The organism is Streptomyces sp. NPDC005955, assembly GCF_042871255.1.
GTDB lineage: Bacteria > Actinomycetota > Actinomycetes > Streptomycetales > Streptomycetaceae > Streptomyces.
Window position 1 is genome coordinate 242588 of the sequence record NZ_JBIAIF010000002.1, and the last position, 17707, is coordinate 260294.

General features: G+C 73.8%; 14 protein-coding genes. 8 read left to right on the forward strand and 6 right to left on the reverse strand.

Features of this window, described 5'->3' with window-relative positions; all coding sequences use genetic code 11:
- The first annotated feature begins 41 nt into the window (after nucleotides 1-41).
- The 5 genes from ACFYOU_RS06445 to ACFYOU_RS06465 all read left to right on the forward strand — a co-directional run bounded on the left by ACFYOU_RS06445 (nucleotide 42) and on the right by ACFYOU_RS06465 (nucleotide 5273).
- On the forward strand, nucleotides 42-770 hold the full coding sequence (locus ACFYOU_RS06445; RefSeq protein WP_391303923.1) for an MBL fold metallo-hydrolase: 729 nt from the start codon (nucleotides 42-44) through the stop codon (nucleotides 768-770).
- Between the two features lie 45 nt (nucleotides 771-815).
- Nucleotides 816-1625: a DUF3097 family protein gene (locus ACFYOU_RS06450; RefSeq protein WP_391303924.1), complete on the forward strand. Its 810-nt coding sequence runs from the start codon at nucleotides 816-818 to the stop codon at nucleotides 1623-1625.
- A gap of 146 nt (nucleotides 1626-1771) precedes the next feature.
- Nucleotides 1772-2689 carry a hypothetical protein gene (locus tag ACFYOU_RS06455; protein ID WP_391303925.1) on the forward strand — a complete coding sequence of 306 codons (918 nt, stop codon included), beginning with the start codon at nucleotides 1772-1774 and terminating at the stop codon, nucleotides 2687-2689.
- Nucleotides 2689-3450: a hypothetical protein gene (locus ACFYOU_RS06460; RefSeq protein ID WP_391303926.1), complete on the forward strand. Its 762-nt coding sequence runs from the start codon at nucleotides 2689-2691 to the stop codon at nucleotides 3448-3450. Before ACFYOU_RS06455 ends, ACFYOU_RS06460 begins: the two co-directional genes overlap by 1 nt.
- Nucleotides 3447-5273, forward strand: a complete 1827-nt coding sequence (locus tag ACFYOU_RS06465; protein WP_391303927.1) for a hypothetical protein — start codon at nucleotides 3447-3449, stop codon at nucleotides 5271-5273. Before ACFYOU_RS06460 ends, ACFYOU_RS06465 begins: the two co-directional genes overlap by 4 nt.
- Nucleotides 5274-5292: 19 nt before the next feature.
- Here ACFYOU_RS06465 and hemW read toward each other — a convergent pair whose 3' ends face one another.
- A complete protein-coding gene (hemW, locus tag ACFYOU_RS06470; RefSeq protein WP_391303928.1) occupies nucleotides 5293-6525 on the reverse strand; it encodes a radical SAM family heme chaperone HemW in 1233 nt (410 codons plus the stop codon).
- A 43-nt stretch (nucleotides 6526-6568) separates the two neighbouring features.
- Nucleotides 6569-8824, reverse strand: coding sequence for a SpoIIE family protein phosphatase (locus ACFYOU_RS06475; protein ID WP_391303929.1), 2256 nt, complete (start codon nucleotides 8822-8824; stop codon nucleotides 6569-6571).
- Nucleotides 8825-9224: 400 nt separating this feature from the next.
- Between ACFYOU_RS06475 and ACFYOU_RS06480 the strand changes: the two genes are divergently transcribed.
- Nucleotides 9225-9821 carry a two-component system response regulator gene (locus tag ACFYOU_RS06480; RefSeq protein ID WP_387008555.1) on the forward strand — a complete coding sequence of 199 codons (597 nt, stop codon included), beginning with the start codon at nucleotides 9225-9227 and terminating at the stop codon, nucleotides 9819-9821.
- A 141-nt stretch (nucleotides 9822-9962) separates the two neighbouring features.
- Here ACFYOU_RS06480 and ACFYOU_RS06485 read toward each other — a convergent pair whose 3' ends face one another.
- A complete protein-coding gene (locus ACFYOU_RS06485; RefSeq protein ID WP_391303930.1) occupies nucleotides 9963-11852 on the reverse strand; it encodes an AMP-binding protein in 1890 nt (629 codons plus the stop codon).
- A gap of 366 nt (nucleotides 11853-12218) precedes the next feature.
- Nucleotides 12219-14084: a translation elongation factor 4 gene (gene lepA, locus ACFYOU_RS06490; protein WP_389763062.1), complete on the reverse strand. Its 1866-nt coding sequence runs from the start codon at nucleotides 14082-14084 to the stop codon at nucleotides 12219-12221.
- A gap of 305 nt (nucleotides 14085-14389) precedes the next feature.
- Between lepA and rpsT the strand changes: the two genes are divergently transcribed.
- Nucleotides 14390-14656 carry a 30S ribosomal protein S20 gene (rpsT, locus tag ACFYOU_RS06495; RefSeq protein WP_387011084.1) on the forward strand — a complete coding sequence of 89 codons (267 nt, stop codon included), beginning with the start codon at nucleotides 14390-14392 and terminating at the stop codon, nucleotides 14654-14656.
- A gap of 318 nt (nucleotides 14657-14974) precedes the next feature.
- Here rpsT and holA read toward each other — a convergent pair whose 3' ends face one another.
- Nucleotides 14975-15961: a DNA polymerase III subunit delta gene (gene holA / locus ACFYOU_RS06500; protein WP_385487575.1), complete on the reverse strand. Its 987-nt coding sequence runs from the start codon at nucleotides 15959-15961 to the stop codon at nucleotides 14975-14977.
- Nucleotides 15962-16440: 479 nt separating this feature from the next.
- On the opposite strand from holA, the gene ACFYOU_RS06505 reads away from it, so the two are divergent.
- Nucleotides 16441-17061, forward strand: a complete 621-nt coding sequence (locus tag ACFYOU_RS06505) for a restriction endonuclease (protein ID WP_389763066.1) — start codon at nucleotides 16441-16443, stop codon at nucleotides 17059-17061.
- A gap of 45 nt (nucleotides 17062-17106) precedes the next feature.
- On the opposite strand, the gene ACFYOU_RS06510 is transcribed toward ACFYOU_RS06505, so the two are convergent.
- The gene (locus ACFYOU_RS06510; protein WP_391303931.1) at nucleotides 17107-17607 is read right to left on the reverse strand and encodes a VOC family protein; all 501 of its coding nucleotides are present in this window, start codon (nucleotides 17605-17607) and stop codon (nucleotides 17107-17109) included.
- Between the last annotated feature and the right edge of the window lie 100 nt (nucleotides 17608-17707).

The window sequence follows — 17707 nt, forward strand, 5'->3', positions numbered from 1 at the left end:
GCGGAGCCGCGCGCCCGCCGGCCATGACCTAGCGTCACGGTATGCGGACGACACGGGACATCCCCTGGGCGGCGGAGGGCTGGGAGCGGATCGGGCCCCGGACGGGACGGCGGCGGCTGCCCGGCTGGGACTGCACGGTCGGGCTGGTCGCGGGCGAACGGGCGGCCCTGCTGGTGGACGCGGGCTCCACCCTGCGGGAGGGCGCCGAGCTGCGGGAGCAGGCCGAGCGGCTGCTCGGCGGCGGGCGCGTCACGCACCTCGCGCTGACCCATCCGCACTTCGACCACGTCCTCGGCGCGCCGGCGTTCCCCGGGGCGACGGTGTACGGGGCGGCCGGCGTCGGTGCGCTGCTGGTCGCGGGGCGGGAGGAACTGCGGGACGACGCGGTGCGGTACGGGGTCGACCCCGGTGCGGCCGCGGCGGCGGCCGGGGCGCTGCGCGCGCCCGGGGTGGAGGTGTCGGGGACGCTGGCCCTGGACCTGGGGGGCGTGTCGGTCGTCCTCGCGGACGTGGGACCCGGGCACACCGGGCAGGACCTGGTCGTGGTCGTCGCCGGGGAACCGCCGGTGGTGTTCTGCGGCGATCTCGTCGAGGAGTCCGGGGAGCCGCAGGCGGGGCCCGACGCCCACCCGGCGGCGTGGCCGGGCGCATTGGACCGGGTGCTGGCGCTCGGCGGGCCGACCGGGCGGTACGTGCCGGGGCACGGGGCCGTGGTGGGGGCGGCGTTCGTCACGGCCCAGCGGGACGTGCTGCGCACGGCGGCGGGCTGAGGCGGCCCGGGGCGGGGCCGTCGCCGGGCGTTCTATCGTCGCGGGATGCGTCAGTACTCAGCGGATCTGACTCCGCCCTGGAAGAAACAGAGCGCCGCACCCGAGGTCCCCGCGGAGGCGGACCTCGTGGTGGAGGAGGTCGCGACGGGGTTCTGCGGCGCGGTGGTCCGGGTGGAGGCGGGCACCGTCACCCTGGAGGACCGGTTCGGCAAGCACCGGGTCTTCCCGATGGAACCGCGCGGGTTCCTGATCGACGGCAAGCCGGTCACCCTGGTCCGCCCCGGACGCCCGGCCCCCGACCGTCCCCAGCGCACCGCCTCCGGCTCGGTGGCCGTACCGGGGGCGCGGGCGCGGGTCGCACGCGCCGGGCGCATCTACGTCGAGGGCCGTCACGACGCCGAACTCGTCGAGAAGGTGTGGGGCGACGACCTGCGGGTGGAGGGCGTGGTCGTGGAGTACCTGGAAGGCGTGGACGACCTGCCGGCGATCGTCGCGGAGTTCGCCCCGGGCCCCGACGCCCGGCTCGGCGTCCTGGTGGACCACCTGGTGCCCGGCAGCAAGGAGTCCCGGATCGCGGCCTCGATCACGGACCCGCACACCCTGGTCGTCGGCCACCCGTTCGTCGACGTCTGGCAGGCGGTGCGGCCCGCCGCGCTCGGCATCGCCGCCTGGCCGCGGGTGCCGCGGGGACAGGACTGGAAGACGGGGGTGTGCACCGCCCTGGGCTGGCCTCCCCACACAGGCGCCGCCTGGCAACACATCCTGTCCCGGGTGCACAGCTACAAGGACCTGGAACCGGAGCTGCTCGGGCCGGTCGAGCACCTCATCGACCATGTGACCGTCGGGTTCAGCTGACCGTCCGACTGCACCGCAAACACGTGCCCCATCCAGGCAAAAAATAGACAACAAGCCTACAAAAAAGGCTAGTTGGCGCAACGCGGGACCTATACCATCGCCTGCCCGGGGAGCCCCTGCGCGCCCCGGAGGGGGAGGGGGACGTCATGACACGTCCAGGGGGAAGGGTCCGCACGGCTGCCCGGACCGGACGCGTACGACGGCCGGCCGGGGTGTGCGCCGCCCTGCTGGCGGCGGCGCTCCTGGCCGGCTGTTCCTCGGACGGGGGCCCGTCGGACGGCGGCTCCACGGGCTCCGGGGAGGTGGCGTCCTCCACCGGACCGCCGCCCACCGCACCCCGGGCGACCGCCCCGACCGCCGCTCCCCCACCGACCACCGCCACCCCCACGACCCCGGCGAGCTCGACCGCCCCGGCCGGGGACACCGTCGCGCCCCCGTCACCGCCCCCCGTCACCGCATCGACGCCGAGCGGACCGACGGGGGCCGCCGCGCTCTGGGGCCGGGAGTACCGCGGGACGGCGAAGGTGTCGGTCGACGTCCACGACCACTGCGGCGCGGGCGGGGCGCGCCGGTTGGCGGACAGCCGGACGTACTCCCTCCCCGGCACCCTCAGCCTGAGCCGGCCCCGGACCGGGGGAGGCTTCACCGAGGACAACCCGTTCTCGCTGGTCCTCGCGGTCGGGCAGCCTTCCGAGACGGGGGCGGTGTCGATGTGGTCGGCCGCGGTCAGCACCACCTCGGGCCAGGACCTCACCGGGAACCCCCGGGACCCGAACCTGCTGCTCACGTACTGGGACCTGGATTGGTCGGCCGGGCGGCTGAGCGGGCGGCTGACCGACCCCCACACGCAGGAGGCCGTGGCGCTGAACCTGGTGAACTGGCCCACCCCGCTCGCCGCCTGCCGCCCCGAACTCGGACAGCTGCCGGGCGGCCATCCGCACGCCCTCGGCGCGGGCACCACGCTCAGCGGACGGCTCGACACCGGCGGCCTGTCCCTGACCGCGCGGGGCAGCACGCAGAGCGGCAACCTCACCTTCCGCTTCGCGTTCACCGGGAGCTCCTGATGCCGGACACCGCACCGCCCGATCCGCCGGGGCAGGACGCACCCGCGGTGGGCGTCGACGCGCTCGACCGCTGGGGCGAGCGCGTCGCGCAGTGGGCGGCCCCCGAGGAGAGCGTGCTGGCCGCCCAGACCACCCGGGCCTACGCCGCCGGCGGCCGGACCCGCCGGGACCTGTTCCGCACCGGGGCGCACGCGCCGGGCGCACTCGACGGTGGCCTCGCCACCGTGCTGCCGCAGTTGCTGGACGCACTGGCGTACGCGGCGGACGCCCTGAAGACGGCCCTGGGCAGTCAGTACTTCAGCAACGGCGTCGCCGTGACCACCCTCGCCGTCGCCCTGCGGGAACGCTCCGGACGGTGCCCGCGGACCGCGGACGGCCCGCACGGTTCCGAAGGGGGCGAAGCAGGCGAGGGCGAAGCCGCCACCGCAACCACAGCCACAACCACAGCCACAACCACAGCCGCCCCGAACGCCGAGGCCGTGGCGGCGGCCCTGCGCATGTACGAGCGGCTGCGGGCGCGCCGGGTCGACGACGCGACGGCCGAGGAGCTGACCGCCGCCTTGGTCTCCCGGCTGCTGACCACCGGACGGCCGCAGGACGTGGGCGCCTTCCTCGACGCCCTGGTGGCGACGGAGGCTCCGTCGCCCGCCCCCGAGCGCCGCGGCCCGCTGCGCCGGTTCGCCGGAGCGCTGCGCCGCCGCCCCGGCAGACGGGCCGACAGACGGGCCGACGACCGCCCGGACCGGGCCGGGGACACATGACCGCCGCGCACCCGACCCGTTCGGTACGGGCCCGGTTCGGGCCGCCGCCCTGGCTGTGGCTGATCCTGCTGCTGCTCGCCGTGCAGTCGCCCGGGGCCGTCGCCGCCGCCCGGCAGGCCCAGGGCCCGTTCGCCCAGTGGCGGGACGGCCTCGGAGACGGGCTCCTGGTCGTCTCGGCCCTGACGCTGGTCCAGTCGCTGCCCCTGGTGTTCCTGTTCGCCGGCGCCCTCGCCCTGGCCCTGCCGCAGCTGAGGCGGCGGGTCGTCGAGCGGCAGTACGGGCTGATGGCGCCGGACGATCCGCTGGTGCCGCCCGCCACCGCGGCTGTCTACGCACAGGTGCAGCGCTTCCTCACCGCACGCGCACCCGGCACCGTGCTGCGGGTCAGCAACCAGCCGCGGCCCCTCGCCCGGGTCTACCCGGACCGCTGGCGGACCACCCGGGTCGGCGTCTTCCGCCCGCTGGTCCTGCTGTGGGACGCGGACCGGGAGGCGGCCGAGGCCGTCCTGCTGCACGAACTGGGGCACCTCCGCTCCGGCGAACAGCACGTCTCCGGGCTCGGCAGTCCGTTCACCGCCCTGGTGCGCAGCTGGCCCTACCTGCTGGCCGGGTTCGGCGCGCTGCCGGTGGCGCTGCTGTTCCTCTCCGGGAACGCGACCGCTCCCCTGATGCTCGCCCAGGTCGTCCTGGTCGTGCTGGCCGTGCCCAAGCTGCTGCTGGTCGTGGTCGGCGCGCTGTGGTCGTCCGAGCTGGCCGCCGACCGGTACGCGGGGCGGGGCGGCGGGTGGCCCGCCCTGCTCCGGGTGTTCGACCAGGTGGAACGGCACGCCCGGGGCCGGACGGCCCGGCTGTACCACCCGCCGGTCCGGATGCGGCGCTGGTTCGCCGCGCGGGCCGAACGGCGAAGCGGCCAGTTGCTGTTGCTCCTGCTGTGGCCGACCGCGCTGCTCGCCGAGGCCCTGCTCGACCTGCTCGGCGGCGCCCTGGCCTACCGGCTGCTCGGCGACGAGTGGGACACCTGGGGCGCCGCCGTGCGGGCCGCCCTCGCGCTCGCCCACGAACAACTCGCCGGCGGCCCCCTGTGGTGGTCGGTGCTGGCCGCCCTCGTCGGATGGCCCCTGCTCGCCCGCCGGTGGCCGCGGCTGTGGGGGTGGCGCGGACCGGAGCACGGGGTCCGTCCGCTCGGGGCGCACGCCACGGCGGCCCTGCTCCCGGCGGCGGCGCTGCTCGTCGGTCTGCTGGCCGCCCCCGGGGAGTCCGGGACCGCATCGCGCCCGCCGGAGGTCACGGCCACCCCCTCGGCCGGGCCCGGGGACCTCCCCCCGCCCTGTCCCAGTCGCTCCGCCCCGGCCGCACCGCCCCGGCCCACGGGCCTGCCGTCCTTCGGAGCCGCGGGGTCCACGGGCACCCCCACGCCCACCGCCGCTCGGACCTTCCGGACGGTGCGGGTGAGCGAGGTGGAGCCGTTGGGGGACACGCGCGCCGACTGGGCCCGGGACACGGCCGACCGGATCGCCCGCGCCCGGTGGAGCCTGGGCTCCGACGGGACGCTGACCGCGGACCTCGACGAGGTCCCGGTGCTGCGCACCACCTCCGCGGACGGGGACACCCGGGTGCTGAGCGGGGAACGGACCCGCACCACCGACACGAACGCCACCACCACCTGGGCCGAGGCCGAACTGCGCACGTCCGCCGGCCGGCCACCGGAACTCCACCTGGTCCGGGCGACGACCTCGGTCGACCACGCCGTGATCGCCTGCCGGACCTTCGACTCCACCACGACGTCGGCCGCCCGGTTCGTCCTGGAACTGGGCGGGCCCTGAGCCGGGCGGGGTGGAACGGTCAGTCCACGAGGTCCCGGACCACCCCGTCGGCGAGCAGCCGGCCGCGCAGGGTCAACACGGCCAGGCCCCGGTCGAAGGGGGCGGCTTCGAGGAGTCCGTCGGCGAGGGCGCGGCGGGCCGCCGCCAGCCCCTGCGGCCTCAGCAGGTCCAGCGGGCAGCCGTCGCGCAGGCGCAGTTCCAGCAGGACGCGCTCCACCCGACGGTCCTCCGCCGCCAGGACCTCCCGGCCGGCGCCGGGTGACCGGCCCTCGGCGAGCGCCGCCGCGTAGGCGCCCGGGTGCTTGACGTTCCACCAGCGCACCCCGCCGACGTGGCTGTGCGCGCCGGGGCCCGCGCCCCACCAGTCGGCGCCCCGCCAGTACAGCTCGTTGTGGAGGCAGCGCCCGGCCGCCGACCTGGCCCAGTTGGACACCTCGTACCAGGCGTAGCCGGCGGCGGCGAGCCGCTCCTCGGCGATCAGGTAGCGGTCGGCGTGCACGTCGTCGTCGGTCATCGGGACCTCGCCGCGCCGGATCTGCCGGGCCAGCCGGGTGCCCTCCTCCACGATCAGCGCGTACGCCGACACGTGGTCGGGTTCCGCGCCGATCGCGGCGTCCAGGGAGGCCCGCCAGTCGTCGTCGGACTCCCCCGGGGTCCCGTAGATCAGGTCCAGGTTGACGTGCTCGAAGCCGGCGGCCCGTGCCTCGGCGACACAGCGCTCGGGGCGCCCCGGGGTGTGCGTGCGGTCGAGGATCCTCAGCACGTGCGGGCGGGCGCTCTGCATGCCGAACGAGATCCGGGTGAAGCCGCCCTCGCGCAGCGCGGCCAGGTACGCCGGGTCGACCGAGTCGGGGTTGGCCTCGGTGGTGATCTCCGCGTCGGGCGCGAACCCGAACTCGTCCCGGACCGCACCGAGCATCCGCACCAGGTCGTCCGCGGCGAGCAGGGTGGGCGTGCCGCCGCCGACGAAGACGGTCCGCACCTGGCGCGGGTCGTCCCCGAGCACCTTGCGGGCGAGCCGGACCTCGTCGACGAGGGTGGCCGCGTAGTTGTCGCGGGACGCGAGCACCCCGCCGCTGCCGCGGAGCTCGGTGGCGGTGTAGGTGTTGAAGTCGCAGTACCCGCAGCGGGTGGCGCAGTAGGGGACGTGGAGATAGAACCCGAGGGGGCGGTCGGCCGCCCCGGCGAGCGCGTCGGCGGGCAGCGCCCCGCTTTCGGGCACGGCCTCGCCCTCGGGAAGTACGGAAGGCATGCTCCCATTGTCCCCCGTCGCCGCGCGTTCCCCCGCCGGGCCCTCAGACGGCCTGGAGCACGAGGATCGCGAGGTCGTCCTCCGGGGGCGCGTCACCGAAGGCGTGCACCTGTTGCCGCAGCCGCTCCGCCAGCGCGCCGGCGGAGAGCCCCGCGCACCCGGAGAGGGCCACCGCGAGCCCCTCGCCGTCGTCGAACTGGCGCCGCCCCGCCCGGCGCTCGGTGACCCCGTCGGTCACGCACAGCAGGGTGTCCCCCGGTGCCAGGTCGAAGGACTCGGCGCGGTACGTGACGTCCTCGACCACGCCCAGCAGCATCTGGGACCCGGCGACGACGCACACCTCCCCGTCGGGGCGCAGCACCAGCGGCAGCGGGTGGCCGGCGGACGCGAGGGTGCACCGGACCCCGTCCGCCGTCGGCACCAGTTCCCCGTACAGCGTGGAGAGGAACCGGGGCATGAAGCCCTCCGCCGACAGCGGGCCGCCCTCCGCCCCGGCGAGCGCCCGCGCCCCGGCCTCGGCGGCTTCCGTCGCATCGTCCAGGAGCAGCTGGTTGAGCCGGTCCAGCACCTCGCCCACCGCGTAGCCCTCGCGGGCCAGCAGACGCAGCCAGGGCCGGGCGAGTCCGACCACGACCGCCGCCTCGGGGCCCTTGCCCTGGACGTCGCCCAGCGCGAAGCACCAGCGGCCCCGCCCGGCCGGGAACACGTCGTAGAAGTCGCCGCCGGGCCCGCCGCGCTCCCGGGGTTCGTAGACCAGGGCACTGCGCATCCCGGGGATCTCCGCGACCGAGCTGGGCAGCAGTCCGCGCTGGAGGACCCGGCTGATGGTGGCCTGCCGGGCGTACTGGCGGGCCGCGCCGATCGCCAGCGCGACCCGGCGGCAGAAGTCCTCGACGAGCCCGGTCACCTCATCGGGGAACCTCAGCAGTCCGGAGCGCCCGATCAGCAGGGTGCCCAGCGGTCTACCGCCCGCGACCAGCCCGAACGCCACACAGGCCCCCGAGGGTTCGTCCGCCCCGAACGAGGCGCCGGGCCAGCTCACGGGGACCGCCCCGGAGCGCGCCGGGTCCTCGGTGGGCAGCGGCGGTTCCTTCTCCAGGACGCGGCGCAGCTCCTCGATCCGCTCCTCGCTGCCGTGCCACACCCGGGCCAGCCGGGGGCCGCCGCCTGGTGGGGTACCGGTGCCGGGTCCGGAGCCGTCGGCCTCGTCGCCGAGCCAGACCGCGCACCAGTCGGCGAGCCGGGGCACCAGCAGTTGGCCCGCGAGCGTCGCCACCAGGTCCTCGTCCAGTTGCCCGGCGAGCAGTTCGGACGCCTCGGCCAGGAAGGAGAGGGCGCCCCGGCCCACCCAGTCCGAGTCGCCGCCGGGGGTCCAGGAGCCGGCGGGGTCCGCGCCGGGGGCGCGCGCCGGAAGGCCGGGCGCCGGCCCGGAGGGCAGGGGGCCCGCCGGACCTGGGGCGTCCGCCCCGCCGGGCGCGGGCCAGCCGGGTCCGGTGGGGCGGGTGCCGTCGGGTGCCGCGCCGGCCATCACCCCGTAGCCGGCGACCGCCTCGTAGCCGGGCATGACCACCTCGTCCGGACACCCCCACGCGTCCGGCACCGCACCCGGGACGCCGGTCCCCCGCGGGTGTACGGGGATCCGGGCCCACACCGTCTTGGTGCCGGGCCGGTAGGTGACGCCCCAGGCGGTGGCGAGCCGGGCGACGAGTTGCAGCCCCCGGCCGTACTCGGGCGCGTCGCTGCTGCGGGCGGCGGGGGCGCCGTTGATGGGGCGGGCGGGGTGCTGGTCGGAGACCTCGATGACGAGGGCACCGGAGTCCGTGGCGGGACCGGGGGCGGGTCCGGGCACGGGTTCCGTTTCCGCGTGGAGCGCCGGGTCGACGTCGTCCGGGGCGCACTCCAGGGCGTACGCCGGGTGGTGCGGCTCGGACGGCTGCTCTGCGCGGTCGATGGTGGGGCGGATGGTGTCTACGGGGTCCGTGGGGTTGGTGAGGTGGGCGAACTCGATGACGGCCACCTCACCGTGGGCCTCCGCCCCGACCTCTGCGTCGTCCTCCAAAGGGTGCTGTTCCTCCCACCGGCAGAGCAGCCCCACATCCGTGCCCGCATGCACCACCGCATTGGTCACCAGCTCGCTGACCAGCAGGGACGCATCCTGCACCAGACGGTCGGATATGCGGGCCGCGGCCGGCCGCGCGCCCTGCGCGCCCTCGCGGGCCCACTCCCCGAGGACGCGTCGGGCGAAGACCCGAGCGGCCGAGGGGGCCAGCGAGTTGCCGGGCAAGGAGGTGCGCGCCACGCGTGCGCCGGCGCGCCCCCGCGCTCGTCGCGCTCCGGCACGAACTGTGTTCTCCCGGTTCTCCCGTCGCATCGGAACGGACTCCACTCCTCGACTGCTGGGAACTTCGGGCGAATGCGCCTCGGGCGACAGAGACAGAGTGACAGACTGACCGCGCCCGTACGCACCGAGTGACCGAAGTGGGTCATCCCGAACGGCGGAGTGGCCCGCACCCTTCGGGATGAGGGTTCTCACGCGCACCGGGGACGTCGCCCTACGACGAACGGCGTACCCGGATACGCGCACATGCCGGCGGCGAGCGCAACGGGCACGGACCACGACGACAGCGGCCCGCCCCCGGCCCGGTTCCGGAACGGCGGGTCGGGGAACCACGGACGACGGACGACGAGGCACGGTCACGATGAGCGGTGGGGCAGTGGACGACGACCGGGCGGGCATCCTGCTGGTCGATGACATGGAAGACAACCTGACGGCCCTGGAGGCCGTACTCGGCTCCCTCAACGCACCGCTGGTGCGCGCCCGTTCGGGCGAGGAGGCGTTGAAGGCGCTGCTGCGCCGGAGATTCGCGGTGGTGCTCCTGGACGTCCACATGCCGGGGATGGACGGCTTCGAGACGGCCGCCCAGATCAGACGGCTCGACCCGGCGAAGGACGTGCCGATCATCTTCCTGACCGGCCTGGAACCCGATGCGGGCTTCGCGTTCCGCGGTTACGCCACCGGGGCGGCGGACTACCTCACCAAGCCCTTCGACCCCTGGGTGCTGCGCGCCAAGGTGACCGTCTTCCTGGACCTGCACCGCAAGAACCGGCTGCTGGAGCGGATGCTCGCCCGGGAGGAGCGGCAGTTCGACGCGCTGGTCGACCGGCTCACGGCGATCGAGCGCCGGATGGCGCAGGCACCGCCGTGCCGGGACCACGCCGCCACCGACCTCCGCGCCGACATCAACGATCTGGGGCGGATGCTCCGGGAGATGCGGCGCGGCCGGGTCGCCCTGTGAACCGCGGGCCCACAGGGTCGCCCGTGCGGGTGAGCCGGGAGTGCACAGGGCGGGAACGAGGAGCGCGGGCGGGGCGGGGGCGGGCAGCGCGCGTGCGGCGGTCGCCGATCCGCCGTCGGCGACCGGCGCACGCGCCCGGGCTCAGGACTCCTTCGCGCCCGTGTACATCTCGTCGAGCAGATGCCCGAACTCGCGCTCCACGGCCGGGCGCTTGAGCTTCAGGCTCGGGGTCAGGTCACCGTGTTCGACGTCGAGGTCACGCGGCAGGATGCGGAACCTCTTGATGGTCTGCCAGCGCTGGAGCCCCTGGTTCAGCTCCGTCACGTAGCCGTCGACGAGGGTGACCGTCTCGGGTGCGGCGAGCACCTGCGCGTACGTCTTGCCGGCGAGGCCGTTGTCGCCGGCCCAGCCGAGGATCGCCGCCTCGTCCAGGGCGATGAGCGCGGTGCAGAAGTTGCGGGCGGCGCCGTGCACGACGATGGCGGAGACGTACGGACAGATCGCCTTGAACTGCCCTTCGACCTCCGCCGGGGCCACGTACTTGCCGCCCGAGGTCTTGATCAGGTCCTTCTTGCGGTCGGTGATCCGCAGGTAGCCGTCCTCGGACAGTTCGCCGATGTCGCCGGTGTGCAGCCAGCCGTCGCTCTCCAGGACCTCGGCGGTCCGTTCGGGCAACCCGTGGTAGCCCTCCATGACGCCCGGTCCGCGCACCAGCACCTCGCCGTCCTCGGCGATCCGCACCTCGGTGCCCGACAGCGGCTTGCCGACCGTCCCGGTGCGGTAGGCCCCGCCCGGGTTGACGAAGGACGCCGCCGACGTCTCGGTCAGGCCGTAGCCCTCCAGGATGTGCACCCCGGCGCCGGAGAAGAAGTAGCCGATCTCCGGGGACAGCGCCGCGGAGCCGGAGACGCAGGCCCGCAGCCGCCCGCCGAACGCCTCGCGCAGCTTGCCGAAGACCAGGGCGTCGGCGATCTTGTGCTGGGAGCGCAGGCCGAAGGGGACGTCGGCGCGGCCGGTGCGGCGGAAGCTCTCCTGGCTGGTCTTCGCGTACTCGCGGGAGATCCCGGCGGCCCACTGGAAGATCCGGTACTTGGCGGCGCCGCCCGCCCGGGCCTTCGCCGCGACCCCGTTGTAGACCTTCTCGAAGATCCGGGGCACGGCCGCCATGTACGTCGGCTGGACGACCGGCAGATTCTCGATGATCTTGTCGACGCGTCCGTCGACGGCGGTGACGTGGCCGACCTCTATCTGCCCGGAGATGAGCACCTTGCCGAAGACGTGGGCGAGCGGCAGCCACAGGTACTGGACGTCCTCGCCGCTGATCAGCCCGGTCGCCGCGATGGCCTTGGCCATGTACGACCAGTTGTCGTGCGGGAGCCGCACGCCCTTGGGCCGGCCGGTGGTGCCGGAGGTGTAGATCAGGGTGGCCAGCCGGTCGGCGGTGATCGCCGCGATCCGCTCCCGGACCAGGTCCGGCTGCCGCTCCAGCAGGGCGGCGCCCCGGGCCTCCAACTCGGCGAGGGTCAGCACCCAGCCCTCGGGGTCGGTGGGGTCGGGCTCGTGGCCCTCGGCGTCGATGAGGACGACGTGGGCCAACTCCGGCAACTGCGCGCGGCACTCACGGGCCTTGGCGAGTTGCTCCGCGTCCTCAGCGACGAGGACCCGACTGCCGGAGTCCGCGATGATGTACGCGGATTCCGGTGCGTTGGTCTGCGGGTAGACGGTGGTGTTGGCGGCGCCCGCACACAGGATCGCGAGGTCGGTGAGGATCCACTCCACCCGCGTCGCCGCCATCAGCGCCACGCGTTCCTCGGGCTCCACGCCCAGGTCGACCAGTCCCGCCGCGATGGCGTACACCCGTCGGGCGGCCTCCCCCCAGCTCAGGGACCGCCATGCGTCGGGTCCCGTGCCGGAGGCCGCCGGCACGGGGTACCGGTACGCCTCGGCGTCGGGTGTGCGTTCGACGCGCTCCAGGAACAGATGGGCCACCGAGGGCGGCCGGTTCTCGATCAGGCTCTGTGTGTCGCTCACGACGTCCTCCGGGCCCGCGGCAATGCGTAGTGCCTCCGACTGCGGGCGGCTCGCTGCGGCTGTGTACGTACGGCTACTGGGGGGTGGCGGCTTCCTACTTAACTCACTGGTACTTAACTCACTAGTAACTACCGGGCAGTGATCAGGTTAGAGCGCACCGATCCCGTGCGTAAGGGGTCGGATGCCCTCACTGGTCACAGTTGTCGATCGGTATGGACACGGCAAAGCGGGTGACGGGCAGACATCCCGCCCATCGAGTCCCACCCGCCGACCGGACCCCACGCGCCAACGGGGCCACGCACGACGACGGGCCCGTGGACACGGTGTCGTGTCCACGGGCCCGTCGTCGAACGAACCGCCGGCTCGCTACTTCTTGCTCTTGCCGCTGTCGTCGCTGGACAGCACGGCGATGAACGCCTCCTGCGGAACCTCCACGGAGCCGACCATCTTCATCCGCTTCTTGCCCTCCTTCTGCTTCTCCAGCAGCTTGCGCTTGCGGGAGATGTCGCCGCCGTAACACTTGGCGAGGACGTCCTTGCGGATGGCGCGGATCGTTTCGCGGGCGATGACCCGCGCCCCGATCGCGGCCTGGACGGGCACCTCGAAGCTCTGCCGCGGGATGAGCTCCCTGAGCTTCGCCACGAGCCGGACCCCGTACGCGTACGCCTGGTCCTTGTGGGTGACCGCCGAGAAGGCGTCCACCTTGTCGCCGTGCAACAGGATGTCGACCTTGACGAGCTGGGCGCTCTGCTCGCCGGTGGGCTCGTAGTCGAGGGAGGCGTAGCCGCGGGTCTTCGACTTCAGCTGGTCGAAGAAGTCGAAGACGATCTCCGCGAGCGGCAGGGTGTAGCGGATCTCGACCCGGTCCTCGGAGAGGTAGTCCATGCCGAGCATGACGCCGCGCCTGGCCTGGCACAGCTCCATGATCGAACCGATGAACTCGCTGGGTGCGAGGATCGTGGCCCGCACGACCGGCTCGTACACCTGGTCGATCTTGCCCTCGGGGAACTCGCTCGGGTTGGTGACGATGTGCTCGGTGCGGTCCTCCATGATCACCCGGTAGACCACGTTGGGCGCGGTCGCGATCAGATCGAGGCCGAACTCGCGCTCCAACCGCTCCCGGACCACGTCCAGGTGCAGCAGCCCGAGGAAGCCGACGCGGAAGCCGAAGCCGAGCGCGGCGGAGGTCTCCGGCTCGTAGACGAGCGCGGCGTCGTTGAGCTGGAGCTTGTCGAGCGCCTCACGCAGGTCCGGGTAGTCGGAGCCGTCCAGCGGGTACAGCCCCGAGAAGACCATCGGCTTCGGGTCCTTGTAGCCGCCGAGCGCTTCCACGGCGCCCTTGTGCTGGCTGGTGATGGTGTCACCGACCTTGGACTGCCGGACGTCCTTCACGCCGGTGATCAGATAGCCGACCTCACCCACGCCGAGCCCGTCGGAGGGCAGCATCTCGGGCGAGCTGACGCCGATCTCCAGCAGTTCGTGGGTCGCGCCGGTCGACATCATCTTGATCCGCTCGCGCTTGCTGAGCTGACCGTCGATCACCCTGACATAGGTGACGACGCCCCGGTACGAGTCGTAGACCGAGTCGAAGATCATGGCGCGGGCCGGCGCGTCGGCCACCCCCACGGGGTGCGTGACCTCGGCGACCACCCGGTTGAGCAGCGCGTCGACCCCGACCCCCGTCTTGGCGGAGACCCGCAGGACGTCGTCGGGCTCGCAGCCGACCAGGTTCGCCAGTTCCTCGGCGAACTTCTCCGGCTGCGCCGCGGGCAGGTCGATCTTGTTGAGCACCGGGATGATGGTGAGGTCGTTCTCCATCGCCAGGTACAGGTTGGCGAGGGTCTGCGCCTCGATGCCCTGGGCGGCGTCCACCAGGAGGACGGTGCCCTCACAGGCGGCGAGCGATCGTGACACCTCGTACGTGAAGTCCACGTGACCCGGGGTGTCGATCATGTTGAGGATGTGGGTGGTGCCCTGGTCGGGCCCCTCGGTCGGCGCCCAGGGCAGTCGAACCGCCTGGGACTTGATCGTGATGCCGCGCTCCCGCTCGATGTCCATGCGGTCGAGGTACTGGGCGCGCATCTGCCGCTGGTCGACGACTCCGGTGAGCTGGAGCATACGGTCAGCCAGCGTGGACTTGCCGTGGTCGATGTGCGCGATGATGCAGAAATTCCGGATCAGAGCCGGGGCGGTACGGCTGGGCTCTGGTACATGCTGAGTGGTCGCGGGCACGCAGGGTCCTGTCTCTTGAGGCTTCTCACGCCTCGGCTCGGATCGTCACCTAGCCTCCATCGTCCCACGGGCGGGGCACTGCGGCCGGTTTGGGCCGCCGGGAGGCCGACTGGTAACCTGGGCCGTTGTGCCTCCTGCCCTCTCAGCTGGAGACACGGCACGGAGCACCGGATCCCGGTGATCCACTCGGCACCCCGTTCCGGCCGGTCCTCCCGGTCCCGGTCCGTGGCGCCACCCCAGAACGAAATCACCGGCGCGTACGGGCTTCGACCCAACGCGCGCCTTGAACCTGTGAAGGCTCATTCGTGGCGAACATCAAGTCCCAGATCAAGCGGATCAAGACCAACGAGAAGGCTCGGCTGCGCAACAAGGCCGTCAAGTCCTCCCTGAAGACCGCGGTCCGCCGTACCCGTGAGGCCGTCGCCGCCGGCGACGTCGAGAAGGCCACCGCCGCGCAGCGCGACGCTGCGCGCAAGCTGGACAAGGCCGTCTCGAAGGGCGTCATCCACAAGAACCAGGCCGCCAACAAGAAGTCGTCCCTGGCTTCCCAGGTCGCCGCCCTCAAGGGCTGAACCGTGACGCGTGGGGTCTGACCCCACGTCCACGCACCGTGGTCAGGACCAGCACGTGAGGCGTTCGCGCCCGCGCACCGGTTCCGCCGCCACACCGACTTGACCGCCGGAGGGGACCCAGCGGGCCCTCTCTTCCGCTCCCGTCCGGCAATCCGGGCCGGCACGCGGCCTGCGTTCGCCACGCGGGTGCCGGCTCACCCGTCTTGATCCGAGGACCCCGTACCCCGCCTTCCCCAGGCGGCCGGTACGGGGTCCTCGGCGTTCCCGCTCGTCGACGTCTTCCCGCGCCGCGGCCGCAGGGTGTGGGACCTGACGGGGTCAGCCGCGTCGGGAGCGGGCCGCGCGGGCGATCGTCACGACGGCCTTCTCCAGGGCGTACTCGGGGTCGTCGCCACCGCCCTTGACCCCCGCATCGGCCTCCGCCACGGCGCGCAGTGCCACGGCCACCCCGTCCGGGGTCCAGCCGCGCATCTGCTGACGGACCCGGTCGATCTTCCAGGGGGGCATGCCCAGCTCCCGGGCGAGGTCGGCGGGGCGCCCCCCGCGCGCGGAGGACAGCTTGCCGATGGCCCGGACCCCCTGCGCGAGCGCGCTGGTGATCAGCACCGGGGCGACACCGGTCGACAGCGACCAGCGCAACGCCTCCAACGCCTCGGCGGCCCGCCCCTCGACCGCCCGGTCGGCGACCGTGAAGCTCGACGCCTCGGCGCGGCCGGTGTAGTAGCGGCCGACGACCGCCTCGTCGATGGTGCCCTCGACGTCCGCGACCAGTTGGGCCACCGCCGAGGCCAGCTCCCGCAGGTCGCTGCCGATCGAGTCCACCAGTGCTTGGCACGCCTCGGGGGTCGCGGCCCGGCCGAGCGTCCGGAACTCCCCGCGCACGAAGGACAGCCGGTCGGCGGGCTTCGTCATCTTCGGGCAGGCCACCTCGCGCGCGCCCGCCTTGCGCGCCGCGTCCAGCAGCCCCTTGCCCTTGGCGCCGCCCGCGTGCAGCAGCACGAGCGTGATCTCCTCGGCGGGCGCGCCGAGGTACGCCTTCACGTCCTTGACGGTGTCCGCGGACAGGTCCTGCGCGTTGCGTACGACGACGACCTTGCGCTCGGCGAACAGCGACGGGCTGGTCAGCTCGGCGAGGGTGCCGGGCTGGAGTTGGTCGGGGGTGAGGTCGCGGACGTCCGTGTCGGCGTCGGCGGCCCGCGCGGCGGCCACGACCTGCTGCACGGCGCGGTCGAGCAGCAGTTCCTCCTGCCCCACGGCGAGCGTGAGGGGGGCGAGCAGGTCGTCGGTTGCGGTCTTCTTGGCCATCACGCTCCAGCATCCCACGTCCCGCTGACACTCCCGGCGGTCCGGCGGTCCGGCGGTCCGGCGGTCCGGCGGTCCGGCGGTCCGGCGGTCCGGTCGCCCGGCCGGTGCTCCGCGCGGGTGCTCGGTGCGCGGGCTCCGCTCGGGTGCTCGGGGCCGGTGCTCGGGGCCGGTACCGATGTGGGTGCCCTGGCGGCCCGTTCCGGCCAGGGCAGTCGGTTTGCCGCCAACTCCGGGCGACCCGGTCACGACGCGGTCGCGTGCTGGCTACACAGGGGAGCACGGTGCGGCCGGGATCGGGGCTGCCGAGGGGGAGGACGGGTGGTGTCCGTGGTGGGGAACGACGAGCGAGGGGCCGGTGAGCGGTGAGCCCGCGCCGACCTCGCCGAGGGCCCGTGCGGCGGCCGGTCCGTCGAACCGCCGGACGGTCGGGACGTCGGCCCGCCCGACGGCGCCGGGGAACCAGCGGCGAACGCCTGGTCGTGGCCCTGTTCGCCCTCGTGGTGGTGTGGGTGATGGTGACGGGGGCGCTGCGGTGGCTGGCCGCGCACCCGCTCGTCCTCGTGTCGCTGCTGGTCGTCGGCGGCGGGGCGGCGGCGTTCTGGATCGTGCGGCGACGGGAGCGGGCCCGGTGGGAACGGGTGCGCCGGCACGGACTGCGCTACGCCCTGCCGCAGATCGACGCCCTGCACCATCGACAGTTCGAGTACGCGGTGCGGGACCTGATGCACCGGGACGGCTGCGCGGACGCCGTCCAGGTGGGGGGCGCCGGCGACAACGGCGCCGACGTGAAGGCGACCGACCCGTACGGCCGGCGGTGGGTCATCCAGTGCAAGCACCGGCGGGCGGGCCTGTCCGGGGCCGCGGTCGGCACCCCCGACCTGCACGTGCTCAACGGCACCGGCCGCCCCGTGCACCACGGCGACGTCGTTGTCCTCGTCACCAACGGTCGCTTCACCGGCAACGCCGTCGACTTCGCCCGTTCCCAGCGGCTCCACCTCGTCGACCGTTCCCTCCTCGCCCGCTGGGCCGGCGGGTCGACACCCCTGTGGGAACTGCTCGGCGCGGTGCCCCCGCCGCGCCGGCCGACCTCCCTGTCCTGACCCGGGCGGGCGCGGTCGGCCTCGCCGGGGCGACGCCGACCCAGGTCACAGGGCCGGAGCGGGGCGGGTGCCGGGGAAGAAGTCGGCGCTCTGGACGTACTCCATGGCCCGGGTGAACTCCGGGTCACCGAGGCGGCGTTCGATCTCCTGCGGGCTCGGCTCCTCCACCCGGGTCTGGATCCAGTACAGGTTGCCCAGCGGATCGCGCACCCGACCGACCCGGTCGCCGAAGAACAGGTGGGTGACCTCGGTGACCGAGGTCCCGCCGGCCTCGACCGCGCGCCGGTGCACCGCGTCCGCGTCCTCGACGTAGAGACGGAGGAAGCCGGGGGTCGGCGGCCACTCCGGCCGCGCGTCGAACATCATGACCACCGCGTCACCGATCCGCACCTCGGCGTGCTGGACGGGCCCGTCCTCGTCGGTGAGGCAGGAGAGCTCCTCCGCGTGGAAGGCCCGCGTCATGAAGTCGATGAGTTGCCGTGTGTCGCGGGAGATGATCCACGGCGTCACGGTGGTGTAGCCCTGGGGAACCGGCTTGACGGACATCTGACTGCCTCCTGGGGTGCGAGCGCCACAACGTGTTGATCACGCTAGAGCCCATCTAGGTCAGTTTTCGTCCTAAAGGTCGGTTCCGGTGCACGAACCG

Excerpts from the sequence above, each read along its gene's own strand:
- ACFYOU_RS06445 (WP_391303923.1), top strand. The coding sequence starts at position 42 with ATGCGGACGACACGGGACATCCCCTGGGCGGCGGAGGGCTGGGAGCGG.
- ACFYOU_RS06450 (WP_391303924.1), top strand. The coding sequence starts at position 816 with ATGCGTCAGTACTCAGCGGATCTGACTCCGCCCTGGAAGAAACAGAGC.
- ACFYOU_RS06455 (WP_391303925.1), top strand. The coding sequence starts at position 1,772 with ATGACACGTCCAGGGGGAAGGGTCCGCACGGCTGCCCGGACCGGACGC.
- ACFYOU_RS06460 (WP_391303926.1), top strand. The coding sequence starts at position 2,689 with ATGCCGGACACCGCACCGCCCGATCCGCCGGGGCAGGACGCACCCGCG.
- ACFYOU_RS06465 (WP_391303927.1), top strand. The coding sequence starts at position 3,447 with ATGACCGCCGCGCACCCGACCCGTTCGGTACGGGCCCGGTTCGGGCCG.
- hemW (WP_391303928.1), bottom strand. The coding sequence starts at position 6,525 with ATGCCTTCCGTACTTCCCGAGGGCGAGGCCGTGCCCGAAAGCGGGGCG.
- ACFYOU_RS06480 (WP_387008555.1), top strand. The coding sequence starts at position 9,225 with ATGAGCGGTGGGGCAGTGGACGACGACCGGGCGGGCATCCTGCTGGTC.
- holA (WP_385487575.1), bottom strand. The coding sequence starts at position 15,961 with ATGGCCAAGAAGACCGCAACCGACGACCTGCTCGCCCCCCTCACGCTC.
- ACFYOU_RS06510 (WP_391303931.1), bottom strand. The coding sequence starts at position 17,607 with ATGTCCGTCAAGCCGGTTCCCCAGGGCTACACCACCGTGACGCCGTGG.